27 protein-coding genes are annotated in these 23,611 nt (G+C 67.3%); 21 read left to right on the top strand and 6 right to left on the bottom strand.

Annotation, left to right across the window (positions count from 1 at the left end):
• The first annotated feature begins 146 nt into the window (after positions 1-146).
• The 4 genes from GS4_RS26165 to GS4_RS10045 all read left to right on the top strand — a co-directional run bounded on the left by GS4_RS26165 (position 147) and on the right by GS4_RS10045 (position 2,444).
• On the top strand, positions 147-749 hold the full coding sequence (locus GS4_RS26165) for a DUF222 domain-containing protein (RefSeq protein WP_245555614.1): 603 nt from the start codon (positions 147-149) through the stop codon (positions 747-749).
• Complete coding sequence (locus GS4_RS26160) at positions 746-1,345, top strand: HNH endonuclease signature motif containing protein (protein ID WP_245555624.1); 600 nt, start codon at positions 746-748, stop codon at positions 1,343-1,345. The genes GS4_RS26165 and GS4_RS26160 overlap by 4 nt, the downstream gene beginning before the upstream one ends.
• 128 nt (positions 1,346-1,473) lie before the next feature.
• Positions 1,474-2,043, top strand: a complete 570-nt coding sequence (locus tag GS4_RS10050) for a DUF2716 domain-containing protein (protein ID WP_007620150.1) — start codon at positions 1,474-1,476, stop codon at positions 2,041-2,043.
• Positions 2,040-2,444, top strand: coding sequence for a hypothetical protein (locus tag GS4_RS10045; protein WP_007620149.1), 405 nt, complete (start codon positions 2,040-2,042; stop codon positions 2,442-2,444). Before GS4_RS10050 ends, GS4_RS10045 begins: the two co-directional genes overlap by 4 nt.
• Positions 2,445-2,474: 30 nt before the next feature.
• On the opposite strand, the gene GS4_RS10040 is transcribed toward GS4_RS10045, so the two are convergent.
• Complete coding sequence (locus GS4_RS10040; RefSeq protein ID WP_007620148.1) at positions 2,475-2,933, bottom strand: SRPBCC family protein; 459 nt, start codon at positions 2,931-2,933, stop codon at positions 2,475-2,477.
• Positions 2,934-3,025: 92 nt separating this feature from the next.
• Here GS4_RS10040 and GS4_RS10035 point away from each other — a divergent pair, with 92 nt between their 5' ends.
• Positions 3,026-4,483 carry a carboxyl transferase domain-containing protein gene (locus GS4_RS10035; protein ID WP_007620147.1) on the top strand — a complete coding sequence of 486 codons (1,458 nt, stop codon included), beginning with the start codon at positions 3,026-3,028 and terminating at the stop codon, positions 4,481-4,483.
• Positions 4,483-4,929 (top strand): NUDIX hydrolase, encoded by a 447-nt coding sequence (locus tag GS4_RS26155; protein WP_007620146.1) that lies wholly within the window; start codon positions 4,483-4,485, stop codon positions 4,927-4,929. The genes GS4_RS10035 and GS4_RS26155 overlap by 1 nt, the downstream gene beginning before the upstream one ends.
• Positions 4,930-4,989: 60 nt before the next feature.
• Here GS4_RS26155 and GS4_RS26485 read toward each other — a convergent pair whose 3' ends face one another.
• Both GS4_RS26485 and GS4_RS26480 read right to left on the bottom strand, forming a co-directional pair.
• Positions 4,990-5,214 carry a hypothetical protein gene (locus tag GS4_RS26485; protein ID WP_007620145.1) on the bottom strand — a complete coding sequence of 75 codons (225 nt, stop codon included), beginning with the start codon at positions 5,212-5,214 and terminating at the stop codon, positions 4,990-4,992.
• Between the two features lie 56 nt (positions 5,215-5,270).
• A complete protein-coding gene (locus GS4_RS26480) occupies positions 5,271-5,519 on the bottom strand; it encodes a hypothetical protein (RefSeq protein ID WP_439644618.1) in 249 nt (82 codons plus the stop codon).
• Positions 5,520-5,749: 230 nt separating this feature from the next.
• On the opposite strand from GS4_RS26480, the gene GS4_RS10020 reads away from it, so the two are divergent.
• The 4 genes from GS4_RS10020 to GS4_RS10005 all read left to right on the top strand — a co-directional run bounded on the left by GS4_RS10020 (position 5,750) and on the right by GS4_RS10005 (position 9,066).
• Positions 5,750-6,622: a MetQ/NlpA family ABC transporter substrate-binding protein gene (locus GS4_RS10020; protein WP_007620143.1), complete on the top strand. Its 873-nt coding sequence runs from the start codon at positions 5,750-5,752 to the stop codon at positions 6,620-6,622.
• A complete protein-coding gene (locus tag GS4_RS10015) occupies positions 6,615-7,712 on the top strand; it encodes a methionine ABC transporter ATP-binding protein (protein ID WP_007620142.1) in 1,098 nt (365 codons plus the stop codon). The genes GS4_RS10020 and GS4_RS10015 overlap by 8 nt, the downstream gene beginning before the upstream one ends.
• Positions 7,709-8,410 carry a methionine ABC transporter permease gene (locus GS4_RS10010; RefSeq protein WP_007620141.1) on the top strand — a complete coding sequence of 234 codons (702 nt, stop codon included), beginning with the start codon at positions 7,709-7,711 and terminating at the stop codon, positions 8,408-8,410. Before GS4_RS10015 ends, GS4_RS10010 begins: the two co-directional genes overlap by 4 nt.
• A 65-nt stretch (positions 8,411-8,475) precedes the next feature.
• Positions 8,476-9,066 (top strand): hypothetical protein, encoded by a 591-nt coding sequence (locus GS4_RS10005; RefSeq protein ID WP_157226575.1) that lies wholly within the window; start codon positions 8,476-8,478, stop codon positions 9,064-9,066.
• Here the strand turns inward: GS4_RS10005 and GS4_RS26320 are convergent.
• Complete coding sequence (locus GS4_RS26320) at positions 9,060-9,182, bottom strand: hypothetical protein (RefSeq protein WP_281169204.1); 123 nt, start codon at positions 9,180-9,182, stop codon at positions 9,060-9,062. The genes GS4_RS10005 and GS4_RS26320 overlap by 7 nt on opposite strands.
• A gap of 183 nt (positions 9,183-9,365) precedes the next feature.
• On the opposite strand from GS4_RS26320, the gene GS4_RS10000 reads away from it, so the two are divergent.
• The 3 genes from GS4_RS10000 (at position 9,366) to GS4_RS24785 (ending at position 11,479) form a co-directional block, all read left to right on the top strand.
• The gene (locus tag GS4_RS10000) at positions 9,366-9,992 is read left to right on the top strand and encodes a nitroreductase family protein (RefSeq protein WP_007620135.1); all 627 of its coding nucleotides are present in this window, start codon (positions 9,366-9,368) and stop codon (positions 9,990-9,992) included.
• Positions 9,993-10,069: 77 nt separating this feature from the next.
• Positions 10,070-10,705 carry a TetR/AcrR family transcriptional regulator gene (locus GS4_RS09995; protein ID WP_007620133.1) on the top strand — a complete coding sequence of 212 codons (636 nt, stop codon included), beginning with the start codon at positions 10,070-10,072 and terminating at the stop codon, positions 10,703-10,705.
• A 69-nt stretch (positions 10,706-10,774) separates the two neighbouring features.
• Positions 10,775-11,479 carry a DUF5336 domain-containing protein gene (locus tag GS4_RS24785; RefSeq protein WP_007620130.1) on the top strand — a complete coding sequence of 235 codons (705 nt, stop codon included), beginning with the start codon at positions 10,775-10,777 and terminating at the stop codon, positions 11,477-11,479.
• A gap of 75 nt (positions 11,480-11,554) precedes the next feature.
• Here GS4_RS24785 and GS4_RS09985 read toward each other — a convergent pair whose 3' ends face one another.
• Positions 11,555-12,835, bottom strand: coding sequence for a CoA transferase (locus GS4_RS09985; protein WP_007620128.1), 1,281 nt, complete (start codon positions 12,833-12,835; stop codon positions 11,555-11,557).
• 2 nt (positions 12,836-12,837) lie between these two features.
• The gene (locus tag GS4_RS09980) at positions 12,838-14,310 is read right to left on the bottom strand and encodes an amidohydrolase family protein (protein ID WP_007620127.1); all 1,473 of its coding nucleotides are present in this window, start codon (positions 14,308-14,310) and stop codon (positions 12,838-12,840) included.
• Positions 14,311-14,712: 402 nt separating this feature from the next.
• Between GS4_RS09980 and GS4_RS09975 the strand changes: the two genes are divergently transcribed.
• Genes GS4_RS09975 through GS4_RS09940 form a run of 8 tightly spaced genes read left to right on the top strand, consistent with a single transcriptional unit; the run spans position 14,713 to position 23,422 of the window.
• Positions 14,713-15,525 (top strand): MlaE family ABC transporter permease, encoded by an 813-nt coding sequence (locus tag GS4_RS09975; RefSeq protein ID WP_007620125.1) that lies wholly within the window; start codon positions 14,713-14,715, stop codon positions 15,523-15,525.
• Positions 15,526-15,531: 6 nt separating this feature from the next.
• Positions 15,532-16,404: an MlaE family ABC transporter permease gene (locus tag GS4_RS09970; protein ID WP_007620121.1), complete on the top strand. Its 873-nt coding sequence runs from the start codon at positions 15,532-15,534 to the stop codon at positions 16,402-16,404.
• A gap of 8 nt (positions 16,405-16,412) precedes the next feature.
• Complete coding sequence (locus tag GS4_RS09965) at positions 16,413-17,573, top strand: MCE family protein (protein ID WP_007620120.1); 1,161 nt, start codon at positions 16,413-16,415, stop codon at positions 17,571-17,573.
• Entirely contained in the window at positions 17,570-18,592 is a 1,023-nt protein-coding gene (locus tag GS4_RS09960) for an MCE family protein (RefSeq protein ID WP_007620119.1), read from the top strand. The genes GS4_RS09965 and GS4_RS09960 overlap by 4 nt, the downstream gene beginning before the upstream one ends.
• Positions 18,593-19,624: an MCE family protein gene (locus GS4_RS09955; RefSeq protein ID WP_007620118.1), complete on the top strand. Its 1,032-nt coding sequence runs from the start codon at positions 18,593-18,595 to the stop codon at positions 19,622-19,624. It begins immediately after the preceding gene.
• Complete coding sequence (locus GS4_RS09950; RefSeq protein WP_007620117.1) at positions 19,621-20,850, top strand: MCE family protein; 1,230 nt, start codon at positions 19,621-19,623, stop codon at positions 20,848-20,850. Before GS4_RS09955 ends, GS4_RS09950 begins: the two co-directional genes overlap by 4 nt.
• Positions 20,847-21,977 (top strand): MCE family protein, encoded by a 1,131-nt coding sequence (locus GS4_RS09945; protein WP_007620114.1) that lies wholly within the window; start codon positions 20,847-20,849, stop codon positions 21,975-21,977. Before GS4_RS09950 ends, GS4_RS09945 begins: the two co-directional genes overlap by 4 nt.
• Entirely contained in the window at positions 21,974-23,422 is a 1,449-nt protein-coding gene (locus tag GS4_RS09940; protein WP_007620105.1) for an MCE family protein, read from the top strand. The genes GS4_RS09945 and GS4_RS09940 overlap by 4 nt, the downstream gene beginning before the upstream one ends.
• Positions 23,423-23,611: the final 189 nt, after the last annotated feature.

The following is a 23,611-nucleotide window of genomic DNA, read 5'->3' as shown; positions in this document are numbered from 1 at the left end:
AGCGATGGTGGAGGGATCGCCCCCGGTTGTCTCGGCTGCTGTTGGTACGCAATGGAACTCCGTGGCCATTTGCACGCGGACGGAATTGTCGGTGGGCTCGGACAGTGTTCTGTTCAGATGAAGGAAGCTATGAGGAGATGATGTTCATGGCTTTCGACAAGCCACCACCAACACCCAGTTCTCTCTTGCTGGACACCGCACATGCCGCGGCACTGTCGGAGACGTACACCCTCGCGGGCTATAAGCTGCCGCCGGAGTTGTCGGCCACATCTGATGCGTTGGCCGAAGGGGCGATCGCTCCCGAGCACGTGTCGGTGATCCTCGACATCGCGAACCGGATACCTGCCAGTGTGGAAATCGACGATCACGTGGCCGCCGAGGTCGCTCTGGCCGAACACGCGCGCACACTGTCACCCAGCGCGCTCCGCCAGGTCGGTACTCGACTGCTCGCGCACTTGGATCGTGATGGTGCACTCACCGACGACCATGACCGCGCCCGCCAACGGTCGATGACGCTGTCGCGCCAGGATGCGCAGTTGATGTCGAAACTGACCGCGACCCTGGACTCGGTTACCAGGGCCATGCTCGACGTCGTCCTGGCGAAGTGGGCGGCACCGGGGATGAACAACCCCGACGATCCCAACTCGCCGATTGGCAATGTCGACGACACCGACCCCGACTCCGAGGTAGTCAAGGATGCAGCGCAACGCGTTCACGTACTCAGTCGCAGCGGAATCATGACGCTCTGAACGCCCTGTTCAAATGCGTTCTTGATGGTGGGGCTTTAGGCGGCAGTCATCGCGGACTGCCACCGCAGCTGATCATCTCCATCACCGAAACCCAACTACGGGAATCGGCCGACCTCGGTGTCACCGCCACCGGTGCCGATCTGCCCTGGCGTGACGTCGTCGAACTTGCCGCACACGCTGATCCACATCTGGCGGTGTTCGCCGATCACACCGAGGAGATCCTGTACTTCGGTCGCGCCCGCCGAACAGCGTCCCGCGCCCAACGGATGGCGTTGTTCGCTCGCGATCGTGGGTGTACCGCACCCGATTGTGATCAACCGGCGATGCACTCCGAGGCCCACCATTTGATCGACTGGGCGCAAGGCGGACGCACCGACATCGACGCCCTCGGCAACGCCTGCCCCAAACACAACCGGGCCGCTGGCCCAGGCCAACATCAGTGGACCACTCGACTCGACCGCACCACCGGCCGAGTCACCTGGACCCCACCAGGAACCACCCAACCCATCAACGGCCCACCGACATCACAGGTCAACGACATCCACCACCCCGACCGCGTGCTGACCCGATCGCGCGCTGGACCGGGCTCGCCCTGACGCGCCGTACGGGCCGCCAGTGTCGGGTGGGTTTCTCAGACCAACCCGATGAGGACACGGTTGCGAGGTCGACGGCAGCTCGAGTGTCGGAGCCGGGGCACACGGGTCATGGTTGCGACGATGGTCAGATGATGCGTCGCACCATGGACTTCGGTGGTCCCTTACCTGCAGGGTGGGAATTCTTGACCACAGATGAATCAACCAGTGCATGGACACTGTTCGAAAAACGATTCGGCGAACTCCGTCCGGGCCTACGCCCGGCGGACTGGCCGGCCGTGATCGAGCCGGAGCCTTCGGTGACCTTCGACCTGACAGTGCCGCGGGAATCAGCGGCAGCCTGGGCTGCCCAGTTCGACGCGGTCAACGCGGAGGCTCTGCGCTGCTTCGTGTCACAGTTCGACGATCCGGGGTGGATCGTCCTGGACTGGCAACATCCCGGCTACCGATTCGATGCTGTCACGCATGCCACGACCTTCGATACCGAGTGGCGCGTCCCGATCCATCCGAACGGCGACTACAACACATTCGCCCGACCCGACTTCAGTGAGGGAACCTTCGGGCATCCCTGGGAGCAGACCCTGTGCGTCTTCGGTCCGCGTCTGGTCGCCACGTTGGGCCGCACCCTGGCGACGTGGTTGCCGACCAAGCGAGTCAACGGAATCGAGCAAGTGGATAGCGAGCACTGGGGGCAGCGATGAGCGATGAGAGTCGGCGAACACCGGCGGGATTCACCTCGGGGGTTGTGCGGTTCCAGTCCGACGAGGGCTGGGGCGTCATCGATTCCGAGGTCACGCCCGGCGGATGTTGGTTCTTCTATGCGCAGCTGTGGGCCGGTCTCCTCCCCACATTGCGGCCGGGCCAGTCCATGACGATCTCCGGCGTCCGCCGTACTGCCATCGCGGGCGAAGGCGTCGACTTCACCTGGGAACACGCCGATCAGGATGGATATGCATTCCGTGCGATCGACGTCCGACCGCGCCGGCCGCACCCCGACTGGACCGTCACGGTGCAGGACGGCCCCAACCCGGCATTCCGAACCTCGTTGACTCTGACGCTGGACGAGCAGGACCAGAGTCGAGAACGAGATCAGTCGACGTAGCTGACTCGGTGCGGAGCCCCACCGCCGAAGTCAGCCCTCGGCAGCGACCTTGAGCTGGGCCAGCCCCTTCTCGAAGTCCTTGCCCAGCAGCTTGTCGAAGATGCCGAGGGGAGCGGCGACCCGGGAGAAGAGTGAGTGCTGGCCCGTCATCGTCCAGGTGACCTCCGTCGACGATCCTGACGGCGCCAGCCGGAACGAGCTCGTGCTGGTCGACTTCATCGGCTTCTCGAAGACCACGCGGATGTCGACGTCGGTGGGGGAATCAGACACGATCGCCATGTCGCCCTTGCCTGCCTTGCGGTTTCCCGACCACGCGTACCGCGCGCCGACACCGCGGTCGGCTCCGGAGTAGGTCCGCTGGAGGTCGGGATCGACGCCCTCCCACGGTGACCACTTGCGCCACTCGTGGAGATCGTCGATGAGTGCGTGGACGGTGTCGGGTGCGGCGGCCACGGTGATGCTGCGGGCGACCGTGTAGGTGTCGGCCATGATGGGCTCCTCTGTCTGAAATGTCCTGGGTGCTGACCAGCGCGGGGCGCGGAACTCATCGGATGATCGCAGATGCGGGCTACGGTTGTCGGATGTCCGAGCCTTCACGACGATCAGCACCCGAACTCATCGCCGCCCTGATCGCTCCGGGCACATGGGAATCCTGGGACCAGCCGGTCGGCACACGCGACGTCGAGGCCGGTTACGCCGCCAGCCTGGCGCGCGCAGCCGAGCGCACCGGTGAGGACGAGTCGGTGGTCACCGGACGCGGCGTGGTGGGCGGTGCCGACATCGCGATCATCGTGAGCGAGTTCGGTTTCCTGGGTGGATCCATCGGTGCTGCGACGGGTACACGGGTCATCGCCGCGATCCGCCGCGCCACCGACGAGGGACTGCCGGTGCTCGCCCTGCCCGCCTCGGGCGGAACCCGGATGCAGGAGGGAACCTCCGCGTTCTTGCAGATGGTCGCGATCACCGGTGCCGTCCTCGACCATCGGCGCGCCGGCCTCCCGTATCTGGTGTACCTCCGCTCGCCGACCACCGGCGGCGTGTTCGCCTCGTGGGGCTCCCTCGGGCACGTGACGTGGGCCGAGCCCGAGGCGCTGATCGGATTCCTGGGTCCCCGCGTCTACGACGGTCTGTACGGCCGCCCCTTTCCCGACGGTGTGCAGACCGCGGAGAACCTGCGCGAGCACGGACTGGTCGACGACGTGGTACCGATCCCGGAGATCGCCACGACCGTCGGGGCCATGGTCCGCGCGATGCGGGGCGACCAGGCCGGCTCCGTCGCCGACTTCCGGCCGCCGATCGCACAGCCATCGGGAGGCGCCGCGGTGTCAGGCGCCTCCGCGACACCGCGTCGGGACGTGTGGGAATCGGTCGACGCGACCCGGTCCGCCGACCGCGCCGGCATCGCCGACCTCCTCGACGCGGAGCGCACCGCCGTGATCCGCGACCGCGGCCCGATCTGGTTGACCGCCACGGAGTTCGGCGGCGTCCGCACGATCTGCGTCGGTCACGACCGTCGTGCGCAGGCACGCGGCGAACTCATCGGTCCGGATGACCTCCGCGTCGCGCGACGAGCCGTCACCCTCGCCTCGGAACTGAGCCTGCCCCTCGTCACGGTGATCGACACGCCGGGTGCGGAGTTGTCGACCGATGCCGAGGAAGGCGGACTCGCGGGCGAGATCGCCCAGTGCACCGCCGATCTGGTGGGCGCCGCGACGCCGACCGTGTCGGTGCTCATGGGCCAGGGAGCGGGCGGCGCCGCGCTGGCGCTCTTCCCGACCGATCGCCGGATCGCGACCGACGACGGCTGGCTCTCGCCACTCCCGCCGGAGGGCGCGAGCCTGATCGTGCATCGCGATCTCGACCATGCAGCGGAACTGGCTCGAGCGCAGGGCATCTCGGCCGTCGACCTGGCGGCGTCGGGGATGGTCGATCGGTTGGTGTCGGTCGACGGCGACTGGGTCCGGCGACTGCGCGCGGAGATCGCCGAGCAACTCGCCGGTCTCCGACCGTCGACCGACGCGCGGGTTCGGGTTCCGTGATGGCGGCTCGGCGCATCCCCGCGGTCGGGGCGATCATCCGCGACACCGACGGTCGCTTCTTGCTGGTGCAGCGGCGCAATCCGCCGCAGGCGGGACGATGGACGGTACCCGGCGGCAAGGTGGAGCCGGGGGAGTCGTTCCCCGCGGCCGTGGTCCGCGAGATCCGCGAGGAAACCGGTATCGATGTCACCGTCGGCGACGAGGTCTGGGTCGTCGACATCCCCGATGACCGAGGTGGCGTGTTCGAAGTACACGACTTCGTGGCGACCCCGCTGACGACGTCGGTGACCGCAGGCGACGATGCAGCCGACGCGAGATGGTTCGGTGTCGAGGAGATGGTCGACGCAGATCTGACGGACGGGCTGATCGACCATCTCCGAGCTGCCGGTCTGTTGCGTCAGGCCCCGACGTCGGGGCCGGCAGTCGCTCGCCATAGTGAGTGCTGAGCCGAGGCCACCACCGGGGTCTGCGCGTGCCCAGGCCGGGAGTGCCCGAGCTGCGAGCGCTCAGTGGGTGAGCACCACCTTGAGTGCGACGATGACGGACCCCAGTACTGCGAGACCGACGGCAGCCAGGAGCGTCCCCGCGGTCAGCGGTTCCCGCCGGAAGCGGCGGATCACATACGTCGTGGAGGCGATCCGGCAGATCATGACGATCTCGGCCACGAACTGAGCCGTCTGGGGTCCGAGCCAGCCGAGGGCGGCGGTCGCGAGGATGACGCTCGGCACCACGGCCGAGGTCAGGATCGGGACACCGTCGCGCAGTTCGGCGATCCGCTCGTCCCGGGTCAGGGAGCGGCCGCTCGCAGCGACTGCCCCACCGACTCCGCGAAGGTGTGTGCCAGGGAGGTGGAGAACGCGGCGCCGACGATGATCGCGACACCGAAGGTCTCGGGCGACGTCATCACCGGGATGAGCGCCGCGAGCACCAGGATGGTGCCGTAGATGTACGCAGTGATCCGCCGGGCGGCGCGGTCGGGGGAGATCCGATCGCCCGTCAGTGGTCCGTTCACCGCCCGGGTGAGGTCCCACGGCATGCCGTCGAGCATGGCACGGTCAGGATCCGATTGTGCCCACACGGATGGATCGGTGAGCCGGGCGCCGGATCGATGCCGCCGACCTTCGATCACGCTGACCGAAAGTCGGGTGTCGGGAATGTGCAGATCACGGCGGGATCGCTGGTCGGCCGCCCAGGCCTGGTGTTCCCAGGTACTGACAACCGTCTAGCCTCCTGTGGGTCATTGTCGATAGCTGAGAGGTGTGTCTGATGCGTCGTTCGCGTCTGAGCATTCTGGTCGTCCTGGTCGCACTCATCGGGATGCTGACCGCCTGTGGGAGCAGCGGTGATTCGTCGACGGTCCGTATCGGCGTCGCCGACGCCAGCGAGAACTACTGGAACGTCTTCAAGCAGAAGGCGTCGGCCGACGGCATCGACGTCGAGTTGGTGAACTTCACCGACTACAACCAGCCCAACCCGGCGCTGGCCGAGAGCGAGCTGGACCTCAACGAGTTCCAGCATCTGCTCTACCTGGCGACGTACAACGCCAAGAACAACCAGAACCTCGTGCCGATCGGGGCGACCGCGGTCTACCCGTTGCCGCTGTACTCGACCAAGCACAAGTCGGTCGGCGACATCCCGCAGGGTGGCCAAGTCGTCGTTCCCAACGACCCGACGAACCTTGCGCGTGCGCTGCTGGTCCTGGAGCAGGCCAAGCTGATCACGCTGAAGACCCCGGGGAGCGCGTTCTCGACCGTCGCCGACATCGACACCGGTGCGTCGAAGGTCAAGGTCGTCGCGGTCGACGCGGGTCAGACCGCTGCCAACCTCGACTCCGCCGACGCCGCGATCGTCAACAACAACTACGCGACCTCGGCCAAGCTCACCGCCGACCAGGTGATCGCGTCCGACGACCCGAACTCCGACGGCTCGAAGCCGTACATCAACGCCTTCGTCGCCCGCGACGCGGACAAGAACAACGAGACCTACCTCAAGCTCGCGAAGATCTACCACGATCCCGAGGTCGAGAAAGCGGTCAAGGAGTCGCTGGGCGATTCCGGTGTGCTGAAGACGAATTCCGCCGCCGACCTGCAGAAGACCACCAAGGATCTCGAGGCGCAGGTCAAGAGCAGCGGTGCCTGACGGTTCGACCGCCGGAACCGCAGCAGTCGAGTTCGTCGGGATCGGCAAGCAGTTCGGCCGATCCGGACGGCCGGCACTCGACGGGATCGATCTGCGGATCGCCCCCGGTGAGATCGTCGGGATCATCGGGCCGTCGGGTGCGGGCAAGTCCACACTCGCGCGGCTGATCAACGGACTGGAGTCCCCGACCTCAGGGCACGTCGCCATCGACGGCAAAGACCAGAGCGGTGCTTCGGAGAAGGAGCTCAACAAGCTCCGGACCGGCATCGGGATGATCTTCCAGCAGTTCAACCTGTTCAACTCGAGGACCGTGGCCGGCAACGTCGCCTTCGGTCTGAAGGTGACCGGGGTGTCGAAGGCCGATCGTCAGAAGCGTGTCACCGAGCTGTTGGAGTTCGTCGGCATCGCGGACAAGGCGGATTCGCGCCCGGCCGCGTTGTCGGGCGGCCAGAAGCAGCGGGTGGGTATCGCCCGCGCGCTGGCCACCTCGCCGTCGATCCTGATCGCCGACGAGGCGACGAGCGCACTCGACCCCGAGACCACGGCCGAGACGCTTCGTCTGTTGCGGCGCATCAACGAGGAACTGGGCACCACCATCGTGGTGATCACCCACGAGATGGACGTCATCCGCGAGATCTGCCATTCGGTGGCGGTGCTCGACAAGGGCACGCTGGTCGATCGGGGCGGTGTCTACGAGGTGTTCTCCGAGCCGACCTCCGAGGTCACCAGCGGCCTCATCAAGTACGCGGTCGCGGGCGTTCCCGAGCGTCCGGTCGTCGTCGAACTGAATCGTCGGCACCCGGGTCGCCTGGTCACCATCCCGGTTCGCGACGACCCGACGCCGCAGGTCGACATCACCGCCGCGGCTGCCCGGAACCACGTGTCCGCCACCGTGATCCATGGCGGCATCGCCGAACTCGCCGGACGGCCGTTCGGTGCGCTCACCTTCTTGCTGAGCGGCGCCGAGGACGGTGTAGCCGCCGTGCTCGACGCCGTGGCCGGGCGCCCCGGGGTCGTCGTCCACGAGGAGCCGACCGACGCCGAACTCGCCGACGGTGCCGACCTCACCGAGGCGGAGGGAGCACGATGAGCGTGACCACCGTCCTGGCCGCCGACGAGGGATTCCTGCGGGTGTTCCAAGAGCCGCTGCGCCCGGTGCTGATCGAGGCTATCTGGGAGACCTTCGCGCTGGTCGGCTTCACGTTGCTGATCGGTGGCGCACTAGGTCTGGTCATCGGCGTCATCCTCTATGCGACCAGTCCGGGCAACCTGTGGGCGAATGCGTGGATCTTCAACGCACTCAACATCGCCGTGAACATCATCCGGCCGATCCCGTTCATCATCTTCATCACCGCCATCGCGCCACTCACCAAGGCGGCCATGGGAACCCGTATCGGTACCGAGGCGGCGATCTTCCCGATGACGCTGATGGCGATGTTCGTCATCGCCCGCGTGGTCGAGCAGAGTCTGGTGGCCGTGGACCCCGGCGTCGTGGAGGCCGCACGCGCGGCCGGCGCCAGTCGGCTACGCACCCTGCTGACCATCGTGGTCCCGGAGGGCTTCGCGCCGCTGGTGCTCGGCTACACCTTCATCTTCGTGGCCATCGTCGACATGTCGGCGATGGCGGGATACGTCGGTGGCGGCGGTCTCGGCGACTTCGCCTTCCAGTACGGCTACCAGCAATTCGACTGGAAGCTCACCGTCGTGGTCATCGCCCTGTTGGTGATCCTCGTCCAGGTCGGCCAGTACTTCGGCAACTGGCTGGCGCGGCGCGCCCGCTACCGGTAGCCGGCACTCGACCCCTGATACGCTCTCCGAGCGCCCGGTCTGTCCGGGTTGTCGTGGTCATGTGGATGACCATCGGGGACGGGGGGAAGATGAAGCGCGCGAACGGATTCGCGGTGGTCCGCACAATGATGACCGCCGGGGTGTCGGCGACGGCGATGCTCGTCCTCTTCACCGCCTGCGGCGACACCCAGGGTCCCGCCACCGGGGCCGAGGGCGGATCGTCGAGCCAGGCCATCGCGACATCGACATCGACATCGACATCCGTCGCCGAGTCCGATGCGGTCGAGAGCGACGCCCCGGAGAGCGAAGCGGCAGACGGATCGACAGAGCAGGGCGACGCCGCCGCGGCTGCGGACGGTTCGAGCGGGGTGTCTGCGAGCCGGTGGTCGGGTACGTGGCAGTCGGCGGGTGAGAGCCTTCCCGCGACGCTGACCGTGATCACCGACCGGCCGATGCTCGCGACCATCGACATCCCGGGGCGCTGCGGTGCGACCTGGAAGGAGTCGGCCCGTCGCGGCGGCCGGCCGGTGGTCGACGCCACGGTCACCTACGGCCAGTGCAACGACAACCAGTGGCTCGTTTCCGTCAACGGCTCGACCCTGACCGCTGTCGACACCGCGAACAGCGGCACGACGGTGCGCTTCACGCGTCAGTAGCCTCCGGCGTCGATCGTGCGCTCGAACTCGTTGATCGTGCGCCCGAACTCGTTGATCGTGCGCTGACTGCGCACGGTCGACGTCTTGGAGCGCACGGTCGACGTTTTGGAGCGCACGGTCGACGCTCCGGGGCGCACGGTCGACGGGGTTGGGGTCGACGTGGGTCTGGCGGAACAGCGAGACCGCCTCGGGGACACGCGATGTCTCCGAAGCGATCTCGCGGGCAGGGAGACGCCAACTCGGCCGGCGCTGTGGCCAGGTCGGTTGTCGGGATGGATGTCGCTGTGGAGGATGGCAGCATGAGCGAACTGTTGCCCTTGGACCCCGACCAGTTGCTGACCACCACGCGCTCGGTGCGTAAGCGTCTCGATCTCGAGCGGCCGGTGCCGTTGAGCGTCGTGCGGGAGGCACTCGAGGTGGCGCTGCAGGCACCCTCGGGGAGCAACTCGCAGGGTTGGCACTGGATCGTCATCACCGATCCTGAGCTCAAGAAGCAGGTCGCAGCGCATTACGCGCGGTCATACAGCGACTATGCGGCAGCGCGCCCGAGTGGTGACGACGGTTCGACAATGCAACGCGTCCGATCCAGTTCGCAGTACCTCGCCGACACGATGGCGGAGGTCCCGGTGCTCGTCATCGGCGCGATCGAGACCGGGGGTGACCTGCCGGAGGGAAACCAGGCGGGACTGTGGGGCTCCCTGCTTCCGGGAGCCTGGAGCCTGTCGCTGGCGTTGCGGGCCCGTGGACTGGGGAGTGCCTGGACCACCCTGCACCTCGTCTACGAGCGCGAGGTCGCCGAACTCCTGGGTCTCCCCGACACCGTCCGGCAGGGCGTGTTGCTGCCCGTCGCGTACACCAAGGGCACCGACTTCAAGCCCGCACCGCGTCGTCCGCTCGACGAGGTGCTGCACATCGACGGTTGGTGATCCCGGTCCGGCGGTGATCCTCATGTGGTGGACGGTCCGCCGGTAGTGTTCGAGGTCACCATGACCCGGAGACCATCATGACGGCGTCCAGCCCGGCGGAGCCGTCGCCGCGACCGTCGGCCGCACTCACCGCGCGCGGCCAGGCGAAGGCCGCCCGTCGAGCCGAGTTGCTGGCGGCTGCCGCCCGCCAGATGGCCGAGCGCGGTTTCGCCGGTGTGCGACTGGAGGACATCGGTGCTGCGGTCGGGGTCAGCGGCCCGGCGATGTATCGTCATTTCTCCTCGAAGACCGACCTGCTCGACCAGATGCTGATCGACATCAGCCAGCGGCTGTACGACGGCGGCGCCGAGGTCGTCGCACGCGGCGGGTCGGCGGACGCGATGCTCACCGATCTCATCGCGTTCCACATCGACGTCCTCGTGACCAAGCCCGATCTGATCACCGTCCAAGACCGTGACCTGTCGTCCTTGACTCCCGAGGGCAATCATCAGGTGCGGTCACTGCAGCGTCGGTACGTGGAGCAGTGGGTCGACGTGGTGATGGCGCTCAGTGCTGTCGAGGACGCCGCTCCACTCGATCGCGCCGAGGTGCGGGTGCGGGTCCACGCGACGTTCGGGCTGCTGAACTCGTCGCCTCGTCTGCCACCGTTCCCCGACCGCCGGTTACGACAGGTCCTACAGCGAATGGCCTGGTCGGCCCTACGATGTGAGTGACGTCGGAGCCACCGGCCCGATCGGAGAATCCACGGCGGGCAACCGACCGTCCGACATTGGAGCAGCACGATGGCGAATCCCGGCGATCCCCGCTTCCAGCCACATCAGTCCGGCGCATCCGAACAGCCGACGACCGCGGTCCCGACGTCGGGTCCGGCTTCCGGCTCGTGGTCGGCGGCCGGACCGACCGGACCCGCGGCACCAGGGCAGCAGCCCGGTCAGCAGCCGGTCGGCTCCCATCACCCCGGACCAGGGCCCGCCGGTCCGCAACCGTTCGGAGCGCCCCTTGCCGGACCGACCGGAGCATGGCAGCCGCCGCCCGCGCGGACATCGCGACTCGATCTGGCCTCGGTGCTGGCGCTGGTGGCGGTGGTCGCCGGTTCGGTCGCCTACTTCATGGGCTTCGTCAGTTGGGTCACCATCCCCACCAACGCCGATCGACAGTTCGAGGACTGGGCGTCGCAGGCGGAGAACGGGATCGGCATCCCGGGCTTCCTGTCCTACGACATCGTCCTCAACCCGGGCCGGTTCCTGATCGTCCTCGGTGTGGTCGCGCTCGCGACTCTGCTCGTGCTGGCGCCTCGCTACCGGCGCGCGCTGTCGATCCTCGCAGTCGGTGCTGCTGCCGGATGGCTGGGGCTGTTCGCGGCGGCGCTCGCGATCCCGCCGTTCATCCAGATCGGGACGGGAGCCATCCTGGGGCTGGTGTTCGGCTTCGTGCAGACCGCGGCCCTGTTCGCTGCCGCCTTCGTGCAGGGGTTCGGGCGCGACTGACCGAGTCGACCTGCAGGTGATCCGCGGAGTCGTCTGAGCGGCATCGGCACCGGCGTCCGAGAGCCCGTGGCGGGCTCATAGCGCCGACTCATGTGCTGCCCGAATCCGATCCGCGACGATCGCGGCGACCCGGGAATCGTCGGCGCCCAACGGGGGGCCGGGCCCACGAACGAGCGGCGCGACAGGAGGTCGCGAGACCGGTTGGTGCGCGACGATGGGTGCGCGACCGGCAGCGGCATGACGCGCAGCGGTGGATGCGAGATCGATGTCGATCTCGACGCCGCCGCCGCGTCCCAGCGCGTCGACGATCAGGCGGGCCGATTCCAGTCCGGTGAGCGGATCGGCGATCGCGTCCCCACAGAACACCGGACCGCCCCGTCCGGTCCCGACGAGTCCACCTGACACCGCGGCGTCGTCGCCGTAGCCGATCCGGTCCGCGCATGTGCCATCGGTGCCGTGTCCGGTGATCCGCAGCCACACCTGCCCGGGCCTGGTTCGCAGTTGCGCGGCGGCCAGCCCGTGCCGGTGCAGGCCACGCGGTCGGGACGCCTCGACGACCACGTCCGCGACCTCGATCAACGCGGCCAGCTCGTCCCGCCCGCGGCTCAGATCGGCTCGGTACGAGAGCTTCCCGTGGTTCATCCAGCCGAAGAAGTCGGGGCTCCCGTCGCGTGCGCCATCCCGTCGGCCTGCGCTCTCCACCTTGACGACCACCGCGCCGACATCGGCGAGCAATCGGGTGGCCAGCGGACCAGCCCACAGCGCGGACAGATCGACGACCAACAGGCCGTCCGGGCCGCGGGGAGCCGTCCGGGAGCCGCGGTGGCGGGCGATCGGCGATCGTGGTGCGGTGTCTCCGAGCACCGCGGCTGCCAAGCCCAGCATCCGTGCGCGGTCGACCATCTCCTGCGCCGACGACTCCGCTGCTGCCACTGCGATCGCGTCCCATTCCCGCCCCTGCGGCGGAGACGAACACAGCAGCGCCGGGACGAGGTCGACATCGTCCGGCCGGGTCAGACTGAGCGCCAACCATCGGTCGGCAGCCTGGACCAGGCGCGTGCCGCCGCCCACGGAGACCCGGCCCGAGCGCCGTGCCCCGGTGAGCGCCGCGCGGCCGCTCAAGAGCGTCGCCGCGCTCTCGTCACCGATGCGAGTGCGCCCCCCGTTCCACATCGCGATCTCGGCGTCGAACGCCGCCAGGGTCGCCGCCGCGCAGTCGAGTATCGGCGCTCGACTCAGATCGGCGGGCCCTGTTGCCTCTCCGGTGAGCGCTGCGAGTCCCGAGGCCGCCCATCGCGCGACGCTGTCGATTCCGCCGTGGCCGTCTCCCCGCGGCTGTGGGTGTCGCGGTGCCACGGTCACCTCAGCTGCCCGTCGATCACCGTGGCGACCACGCGGACGTCGGCGGGTGCTCGGACCACCTCACGTAGCGGTCGGTCGAGCACCATCAGGTCGGCGCGTGCTCCGGGACGAATGCGGCGGGGGCGTCCACCGGGTTCGGATGCCGGTGCACTGTGGAGACCGAGTGCGCGGATCACGTCGACGGACTCGTCTGCGGTTCCCACGCGATGTCCGCGCGGTGTGGTTCGAGCGACCGCGGCCGCGATGGTGGTCCACGGGTTCAGAGGGCCATACGGTGCGTCGCTGCTGAGCGCAACGGGGATGCCGGCGGCGAGGAGGGCGCCACAGCGATAGAGGTCCTGGTGCTCGGCAGGTTCGGTGCCGCTGAGGAAGTCGTCGCCGCGATGGGCGAGGAACCCGGGTTGGGTCACCACCACGACACCGAGTCCGGCCAGGCTGCGCAGCGTGTCCGCCGGGACGAGGGCGGCGTGCTCGATGCGATCGCCCGGCCGGGCGCCGACGATGTGCCATGCGGCGATGAGCAGAGCGAGTCCGACCCGACTGACACAGTGCACAGCCACCGGACGATCGGCAGCGTGCGCGGCCGCGATGAGTTCGCAGAGGTCGTCCAGCGCCGGTGGATCGGAGTCGGCGATGATGATCTTGTAGGGCCCCAGCGTGATCCGGGGGTGCTGCACCGTGTGCCCGATACCGACCCCGAGCAGGTGGAGCCGTCCCGTCAGGTCACCGCGGTCGACCGCACTGATCAGTGAGCGTAGTCGTCTCGCACCGAGATCAGGTGTGGCGTCGGTGACCTCGGCGATCCCCGAGGCCCGCAACCGTGCGCCGACCCCGCCCAGCGCCGGTGGCTCGGCGACCGGGAGACGGGTACGCAGCCACGCGTCCGCGCGCCAGATGCGCCCGGTGGGTCGGCCGTCGGCGTCCACCTCTACTCCGGGGTGCGCACGGTCGGTGATGCCGCACCGCGTCAGTGCGACGGTGTTGAGCATCCACAGGGCACCGCTCCGGTGCTGGATCCTGACCGGATGCTCGCATCGCAATCGATCCACCTCGTGGCGGGTCAGGTCGCCGGCCACCGACTCGAAGTACCCGGTACCGCGGATCCATCCGTGCGTGTCGGTCTCGGCAGTCCTTAACGCAAGGCCCAGTTCGCCGACATCGCGCACCGATCCTGGACCGCAGTCCGTCGATGAGTCTGCGGCCGCCATCGCGTGCAGATGGAGGTGATGGTCGGTGAATGCGGGCAGCACGGCGTTACCGCCCGCGTGCAGAACCTCGCCCATCGGTGCCACACCCGTCGGTCCCATCGGGTCCACCGACTCCACCACCGCGTCGCCGTCGCGAGCGGACACGCGTACCCGGCCACGTCGCCCGTCCGGCCACCCGAGGTCGGCATCGTCGATGACCACCTGACGTGGCGCAGGTCCACCCGTTCGGATGGACGGGCGAGTGGCACCGGTGGCACTCATCGACCGACCGCCGATCCGGTCATCCATACACGCGGATGACCCGAGGCGATCGATTCGAGGAAGAGGCGTGAGAGATGTGGTCTTCCCACTGGCCGGGATGGCCACATCATGCTGTCCAGCAGCATTTTTCGGATGTATACGCGCGCCCGAGTGGGACGAATGACGCACTCGGTTGTATCCCAGGTCACACTTGGTTACGCTACTCTCACCGAACGAGAATGGCATTTCCATCAGGACCACGAGGGCGGGAATCATGCAGGGGAACGCGGGTGCGACGGGGGGTCGTGGGATGTCTCTCGGCCGACGTGTGGCACTGCGCCCGTCGGCCCTCCGACGCGCGCCCGGCACGTGTGGATCAGCCACTTGTCGATCAGCCACGTGTGGATCAGCGGAGTGGTCACGATGAGCAACACGCGACCGGCTCGGGAGAAGACACCTGCGAGCTCGTTCTTCTCGCGTTACCCGACCGCGCCGCTCCAAGCTGTGGGCGGCCTGTTCATCATGGGAGCGGACGCATTCCGGTTCGCCTTTCGGCGGCCCTTCCAGGGGCGCGAGTTCATCGATCAGTCGTGGTTCGTCGCACGGGTGTCGCTCGTCCCGACGCTTCTGGTCGCGATCCCGTTCACCGTCCTCGTCTCGTTCACCCTCAACATCCTCCTCCGTGAACTCGGTGCGGCAGACCTGAGCGGTGCCGGCGCGGCGTTCGGCTCGATCACGCAGATCGGGCCGATGGTCACCGTGTTGATCGTGGCGGGGGCCGGCGCCACCGCGATGTGCGCCGATCTCGGATCGCGCACGATCCGCGAAGAGATCGAGGCGATGGAGGTGCTCGGCATCAACCCCGTCCAGCGCCTCGTCACACCGCGGGTGCTGGCGTCGGGGCTGGTCGCGCTCCTCCTCAACAGCCTGGTCTGCATCATCGGGGTCGGGGGTGGCTACGTCTTCTCGGTGTTCGTGCAGGGCGTCAACCCCGGTGCGTTCGCTGCGGGCATCACGTTGCTGACGGGCACGCAGGAGGTCGTCATCTCGTCGATCAAGGCCTTGGTGTTCGGCCTGATCGCCGGAGTCGTGGCGTGTTATCGGGGTCTGATCGTCACCGGCGGTGCGAAATCGGTCGGCAATGCGGTCAACGAGACCGTGGTCTACGCATTCATGGCGTTGTTCGTCGTGAACGTCGTGATCACGGCCATCGGCGTCCAACTGACAGCGCGGTGACGGGCGATGTCCCTCACGTCGTCGCGTCGGTATTCGGCCCCGAGCGTTCGGTTCCCGCGACTGGCCGCGGAGATCGCCCGGCCGGTCGGGATGCTGTCGCGTCTCGGCGATCACGCGATCTTCTACGGCCGAGCGCTGCGTAGCGTTCCACATGCCGCACTGCACTATCGCCGCGAGACGATCCGGCTGATCGCTGAGACGAGTATGGGCGCGGGCAATCTCGCGCTCATCGGCGGAACCGTCGTGATCGTCGGATTCCTCACCCTGGCAACGGGAAGCATGCTCGCGGTCCAGGGTTACAGCTCGCTCGGAGACATCGGCATCGAGGCGTTGACCGGCTTCCTCTCCGCGTTCATCAACGTGCGGATCGCCGCCCCGGTCGTCGTCGGCATCGGTCTCGCCGCGACGTTCGGAGCCGGTGCCACCGCGCAATTGGGTGCGATGCGGATCAACGAAGAGATCGACGCGCTGGAATCGCTGGGCATCAACCCGATCGCCTATGTGGTGGGGACCCGCATCGCGGCCGGCATGATCGTGATCGTCCCGGTCTACGCGATCGCGATGATCACGTCCTTCATCGCGTGTCGTCTCACCACCGTGATGCTGCTCGGGCAGTCATCGGGTCTGTACGAGCACTACTTCACCACCTTTCTCAATCCGCTCGACCTGGTGTGGTCCTTCGTCCAGGCGATCGTGATGGCGATGCTCATCCTGCTGATCCACACCTACTACGGATTCTTCGCCAGCGGTGGTCCGGCCGGGGTGGGGGTGGCGGTCGGCGATGCAGTGCGAACGTCCCTGGTCGCGGTGGTCACGGTGACGCTGTTGGTCGCGCTCGCGATCTACGGCTCCAACGGAAACTTCAATCTCTCTGGCTGAGGCGGGGCATGTCGAACGGATTCGTCCGGCCGCTGGCCGGTGCGGCGATGCTGATGGTCATCGTCGCGGTGGTGGTCGCTGCGGCAGCGATGTTCTCCGGCGCCACCCAGACCAACGCCGAGGTGACGGTGGTGACGCCGCGTGCCGGTCTGGTGATGGACGTCGACGCCAAGGTGCAGATGCGCGGTGTCACCGTGGGACGGGTCTCGAAGATCAGCTACGGGGAGCCGGACACGGCCGAACTGACCCTGGCCATATCTCCGGGCCAACTCGACCACATACCGGCCAACATCGCCGTACAAATCGCAGCGCCAACGGTTTTCGGCGCCAAGAGCGTCGAGTTCGTGTCACCGCCACAACCGTCGAGCGCACGCCTGCGCGATCGGCAGATCATCAACTCGCGCGATGTGGCGATCGAGGTCAACACCGTCTTCGGTGAACTCACGCGGGTGCTCGCGCAGATCCGCCCGGCCGAACTGAATGCGGCATTGAGTGCGATCTCGACCGGGCTGAGCGGTCAGGGGGAGCAGTTCGGTCAGATGCTCACCGACCTCAACGGCTTTCTCGAGCAGGTGAACCCGGCATTGCCGGCGCTGCGAACGCTCATCCACGAGACCCCGCAGATGCTCGATGTCTACGCCGACACGAGCGGGCCGCTCCTGGGCACGATCGCGAACGCGAGCCACATCAGCGACACTCTGGTCGCCGAGCAGCACAATCTCGACGCGTTCCTCACCAGCGTCATCGGACTGTCCGACGTCGGCAACCGCGTGCTCACGACCAACCGCCGACCGCTGGCGCGCGCGCTCCGGCTCCTCGTCCCGACGACCGCGCTCACCGATGAGTACAACGCCGCGCTCACCTGTGCGCTCAGGGGATTCGCCGATCTCGCGGTCTCCCCGCCGGCCGATGCGCCCGGCCTGGGACTGTCGGCCAACTTCCTCTGGGGCACCGATCCCTATCGCAACCCACAGGACCTCCCGAAGGTGGCGGCGTCGGGCGGACCTCAGTGTTCGATGCTGCCGGTGGGCTTCCAGGAGAAGCCGCCGTTCGTCGTCGCCGACACCGGGGCGAATCCCTTTAGGGCCGGCCGGAAGTCCCTCGAGCTCAACGTGCAGAGCCTCGAGCAGGCCCTGTTCGGACCGATCCCGGACGGGGCGCCACGATGAAGGGCCTCATCGATGCGACGACGATCAAGTTCGTCGCGTTCACCTCGGTCATGGTCTTGGTCGCCGGATTCCTGTTACTCGTGTTCTCCGACACGCGATCCGGTGACAGCACCGACTATCGGGCCGAGTTCACCGATGTCTCCGGCCTGCGATCCGGTGACACGGTTCGTATCGCGGGTGTCCGGGTCGGCACAGTCGGAGATGTCGATCTCGATGCCGAGCACCGGGTGTTCGTCTCGTTCGATGTGGACCGCGGCGTCTCGTTACCCGTCGGAACCGGTGCAGAGGTTCGATATCTCAACCTCGTCGGCGATCGCTACCTCGAGTTGACGGAGGGGGATGGCACGGCACCGATGCCCGCCGGTGCGCTGATCCCGTCCTCGCGGACCCGTCCGGCGCTCGATCTGGACGTACTACTCGGCGGGCTCAAACCGGTGATCGACGGACTGCAACCGAAGCAGGTCAACGAGTTGAGCTCGGCGGTTCTCGACGTGTTGCAGGGGCAGCGGACCACGGTGCGGACGTTGTTCGACAGCAGTTCGTCGTTGTTCACCACCCTGGGCGACAACGTCGGGGTCATCGAGCAGCTCATCGATCAGCTCAAGAAGGTGATGACGACGCTCCAGGCGAACGGAGATCGGTTCGGTGATGCGATCGATCGACTCGACGGTCTGATCGGCGACCTCACCCGACAGCGTGACCCGATCGGAGCGGCGATCACCGCGCTGGACCGCGGCACCGAGTCGGTGGCGAACCTGCTCACCCAGGCGCGCCCACCCCTTGCCGGCACGATCGACCAATTGGCGCGGCTCGCTCCGAACCTGAACTCCGACAAGCAGACACTGGAAAAGGCGTTGGGCCGGGCACCCGAGAACTTCCGGAAGCTCGTGCGGACCGGAACCTACGGCAACTTCATCCAGTACTACATCTGCGCGGTCACCGTCCGCGTGTCCGATCCCTCCGGCAAGGTCGTCGTCCTGCCGTGGGTCGAGCAGACCAACGGGAGGTGTTCGGGCTAGATGTGGAGGTATCGCGGGGGCGGTCTGATCCGCTATGGGTGCATCGGACTCACTCTCATCGTCATGGTGATCATCGCCGGGCTGAACATGGCGAAGGCCACACAATGGTTCACCACGGTGTCCTACACCGCCGAGTTCTCCGAGGCCGCCGGCCTGTCTCCGGGCGCGGTCGTGCAGGTGGCCGGTGTCCGGGTGGGGGCGGTCTCCGACGTCACCCTCGACAAGGGGCTCGCGCGAGTGACCTTCTCGGTCGATCGGGGCACCCGACTCGGTGATTCCACCGCAGTGCAGATCCGGACGGGCTCACTGCTCGGACAGCGGATCGTCACCGTCGAACCCTCCGGGGCGGGAACGTTGGGGCCGACCGACGTCATCCCGGTCGCCCGGACCGCGTCACCGTACTCGCTGAACGAGGCGGTGGACGACCTCACCACCAACTCCGCGGGGATCGACACGAAGTCGCTGAACCGATCCCTGGACGTCATATCGCAGACCTTCACCGACGTCGCTCCCGACCTCGGACCGACCTTCGACGGTCTGGCCGAGATCTCCCGAGGTATCAACTCGCGCAACAGCGGCGTGCGTGAACTCCTCACCGCCACCAGTGACGTCAGCAAGATCATCGCCGGACGGGCAGGGCGCATCAACACCATGATCCTCAACGCGAACATGTTGCTCGATGTGCTCGTCCAACGCAGACAGGCCATTGCGTCGTTGCTCGCGAACACCTCCGCGGTCGCCGACCAGCTGACGAAGCTGGTCGCCGACAACGAGAAGCAGCTCGCACCCACGCTCACTGCCCTGAACTCGGTGCTCGCCATGTTGGAGCGCAATCGGGACAACATCGGTAAAGCCCTGCCCGGCTTGGCGAAGGTGTCACAGACACAGGGCGAGGCGGTCTCGGGCGGCCCGTTCTATCAGGCCTACGTGGCCAACTTGATCCCGGGTCCGCTGATCCAGCCCTTCCTCGACCGCGCCTTCGGCATCAACCCACCCGCGAAGATCCCGATCCCGGGCGGAGCCATCGGATGAACCGCCGCACTGGACGTCTGGTGGTCGCCGCGCTGGCGATCGTGGTGGTCGCGGCCGGTCTGTTCACCGGGTACCGGCAGATCACCGCGCCCACCACGATCGACGCCATCTTCTCCAACACCACCGGGATCTACGTCGGCGACGACGTCCGGGTGGCAGGAGTCAGCGTCGGCTCGATCTCGTCGATCGAGCCGCAGGGCGAGACCGTACGCATGGAACTGCACGTGGATCGGGGCGTCGAGATACCCGCCGACGCCAAGGCGATCATCGTGGCGCAGAACCTGGTCGCCGACCGCTTCGTCCAACTCACCCCGGCGTACGTGTCCTCCGGCCCGGTACTCGCCGACGGTGCGACCATCCCGCGGACCCGCACGGCGGTGCCGGTCGAGTGGGACGAGGTGAAGGATCAGCTCACCCGACTCGCCACCGACCTCGGCCCTCAGGGGGCGGGCTCGGAGAGTTCCCTCGGACGCTTCGTCTCGGCCGGCAGCCGGGCTCTGGACGGCAACGGAGAGAAGCTCGGTCGTTCCCTCGGTGAGCTGTCGAAGGTGGGACAGTTGTTGTCGGAGAACAGCGGCAACATCGCCGACACCATCCGGAACTTCCAGACGTTCGTCACGGCGGTCCGCGATTCCGGCACGCAGATCGTGCAGTTCGAGAACCGACTCGCGACCCTCACGCAGGTTCTCGACGGGAGCCGGTCCGACCTCGACTCCGCGTTGACCAATCTGTCGCGAGCCGTCGTCGACGTCCGACGTTTCGTTGCAGAGAACCGCGACGGGACCGCCGAGCAGGTGCGTCGGCTGGCGGCGGTCACACAGAACTTGGTCGACCATCACGGCGATCTCGAACAGTTGCTGCACGCCTTTCCGACCAACATGGCGAACTTCTACAACATCTACAACCCGGACACCGGGACCGAGGCCGGGGTCTTCACGGTGAACAACTTCTCCAACCCGATCCAGTTCATCTGTTCGTCCGTCGCGAGCATCGAGAACCTGACCGCCGCGGAGGGCGCGCGCCGTTGTGCGCGGTACCTCGGACCGATTGCACCGATGCTCAGCTTCAACTACCTGCCGGTCCCCCTCAATCCGGTCCTGGGTCCGACCGCGGATCCGAAGAACATCATCTACACCGAGCCTCAACTGAAACCCGGTACCGCGCAGGGGACGCCGGCCCAGTCGCGCCGCGACCTGCTCCTACCCGCACAGCGGAGGCCGCGATGAACCGATCCCCTCGTCGACCGCTGATCCTGGCGTTGGCGCTCTCCTGTGTCGCGATGCTGGCCGCGGGCTGCCAGTGGAACGGCGTCAACTCGTTGACCCTGCCGGGGACGGTGGGAACCTCCGGCGACGACTACCACGTGACCGTGGAGGTCGCGAATGTCGGCACGCTCTCGCAGAACTCGCCCGTGTTGATCAACGACGTCGAGGTCGGCAGCGTGGGCCGGATGTCGGTCCGTGCCTGGCACGCCCAGGTCGACGTGCGGGTCAAACGTGGCACCGTGATCCCCGGCAACGCGGTCGCGACCGTCGGCCAGACGAGCCTTCTGGGTTCCATGCACCTCGCCCTGGATCCACCCGCGGGTGCTGCCCCGATCGGCGAACTGCCACCGGGCGGCCGGATCCCACTCGAACGCTCGTCGTCATATCCCTCCACCGAGGAGACGCTCGCCGCGGTGTCCTCGGTCGTCAACGGTGGCGGCCTCGGACAACTCGGCGGCATCATCCGGTCGTTGAACGACGGATTCGGCGGCCGGCAATCCGATGTGCGCTCGCTGCTGGGCAATCTCAACCGGTTCGTCGACACCCTGAACCGACAGCGCGGTGATCTCGTCTCGCTGCTCACCCAGGCCAGGCGTGTCAGCGGCGCGTTTGCCGAGCAGGACCACGTGATCGACGCCGCTCTGCAGAAGATCCCACCGGGACTTGCTGTGCTGCAGGCACAGATGCCTCAGATCACAACGGCGCTGGAGAGGTTGCGTGTCTTCAGCACCACGACGCGTGGGGTCGTCGAGGACGTCCGCAGCGACCTCCTCACCAACCTCGAGCACCTCGAGCCGACCCTCCGGTCACTTGCCGATGTCGGCCCGACGATCAACTCCGCTCTCGCGTACGCAACCGTGTTCCCGTACGGCCAGAAGGTGATCGACCGCGCCGTGCGCGGCGACTACATCAATCTCCATGCGACCGTGGACCTCACCGTTCCGCGGCTGCGCCGTGAGCTCCTGCTCGGCACGGCGCTCGGCGATCCGAATGCGGTCGTCCCGTTCGCGCCGGGAGACCCGGGGTACAGCCGGGCGCCGACCCATCCGCTGTTCGGTCCGTTGTCGAAGGGGCGGGGTGGGCGATGATCCTCTCCAGGTTCGTCAAGATCCAACTGGTGGTCTTCACCGTGGTCGCGATCATCGCGACCTGGATGATGTTGTTCTCGTACATGCGGGTTCAGACGCAGCTGGGTATCGGCCGGATGTCGGTGTCGCTGGATGCACCACGCGCAGGCGGGCTGTACCGTTTCGCCAACGTCACCTATCGAGGTGTCGACGTCGGGACGGTGAGTGAGGTCCATCTGACCGACACCGGGGTCCGTGCGACCCTGTCGATCGATGGCGGAGCGCGCATCCCGGCGGACCTGCAGGCCGACATCCGCAGCATGTCGGCGATCGGCGAGCAGTATGTCGACCTGCGTCCGCGTACCGGGTCCGCGCCATACCTCGCGGACGGGGCGGTCATCCGGTCCGATGACGTGCGGCTGCCGCCACCGGTGGCTCCCATGCTCGAGAAGCTCAACGGATTGGTGACGAGCATCCCCAAGGACCAACTGTCCACGCTGGTCAGCGAACTCGATCGCAGCCTGGGCGGGCAGGGGTACGACCTGCAGAACCTGGTGAAGTCGTCGTCGACACTCGCATCCACGTTCAACGGGGTCGGTCGCCAGTCGGCGACCCTGATCCGGGATGCGGTGCCGCTGGTGGACTCCCAGGTGACCAGTGCCGACGCCATCCGGCTGTGGACCTCCAGCCTCGACGGTGTCACCGACCAACTCGTCACCAACACACCCCAGGTGCGAAAGTTGCTCGCCGACGGGCCCGGTTTCGCCGACGAGGTGGCTGCGACACTCGACTCGGTCAAGCTCACCCTGCCGGTTCTGCTCGCCAACATCACCAGCGTCGGCCAGTTGGCGGTCACCTACAACGCGGGCCTGGAACAGATCCTGGTGCTCCTCCCTCCGGCCATCTCGATGATCCAGGCCGTGCAGCCGAATCGGAACGGCACCAAGTGGGGTTTGGGAGATTTCCGGATCAGCGGCATCTCCGATCCGCCGGCGTGCACGGTCGGATTCCTCCCACCCGACCAGTGGCGGCCACCGGAGGACACCTCGGTGATCGACACCCCGTCCGACCTGTACTGCAAACTGCCGCAGTCCAGCGAGATCGGGGTACGCGGTGCACGCAACATCCCGTGCCTGAGCAATCCCGGCAAACGCGCGCCGACGGCGGCGATGTGCAACAGCGACCAACAGTTCACCCCGTTGGCGACCCGGCAGCCGCTGGTCGGCCCGTATCCGCGGGATCCGAACCTGCAACGGCAGACCGCGCCGGCCGCCGACACCACCGGATCCGATACCGCCGGACCTGGTGTCGCAGCACCCACCGGTGCGAACGGCGATCGCCCGCCCGTCATGGCGGCCCAGTACAACCCTTCTGACGGAAGCTATGTCGGGGCCGATGGAACTCGGTACCGACAAACCGATCTGGCCGAACGGCCGGGCAACTGGCAGGGCATGCTGCCGCGCTGAGTCCTCCGGGTGACGATAGGGCGGAGGTCAGCTGTCGACGAGATGCCGAACCGTGAAGAGGTCGACCCCTGCTGTCGGGCATCGGTTGGCCACGTCATGACCCTCCGGCCGTGAACTGCCGGTGCGGGTGAACTGTGGCAACGCCCGGATATCGCAGTGCCGTTGGCGCAACGGTATTCGGCTGACCTC

Source organism: Gordonia soli NBRC 108243, assembly GCF_000334455.1.
Lineage (GTDB): Bacteria > Actinomycetota > Actinomycetes > Mycobacteriales > Mycobacteriaceae > Gordonia > Gordonia soli.
This window is presented reverse-complemented; position numbering and strand designations above follow the sequence as displayed.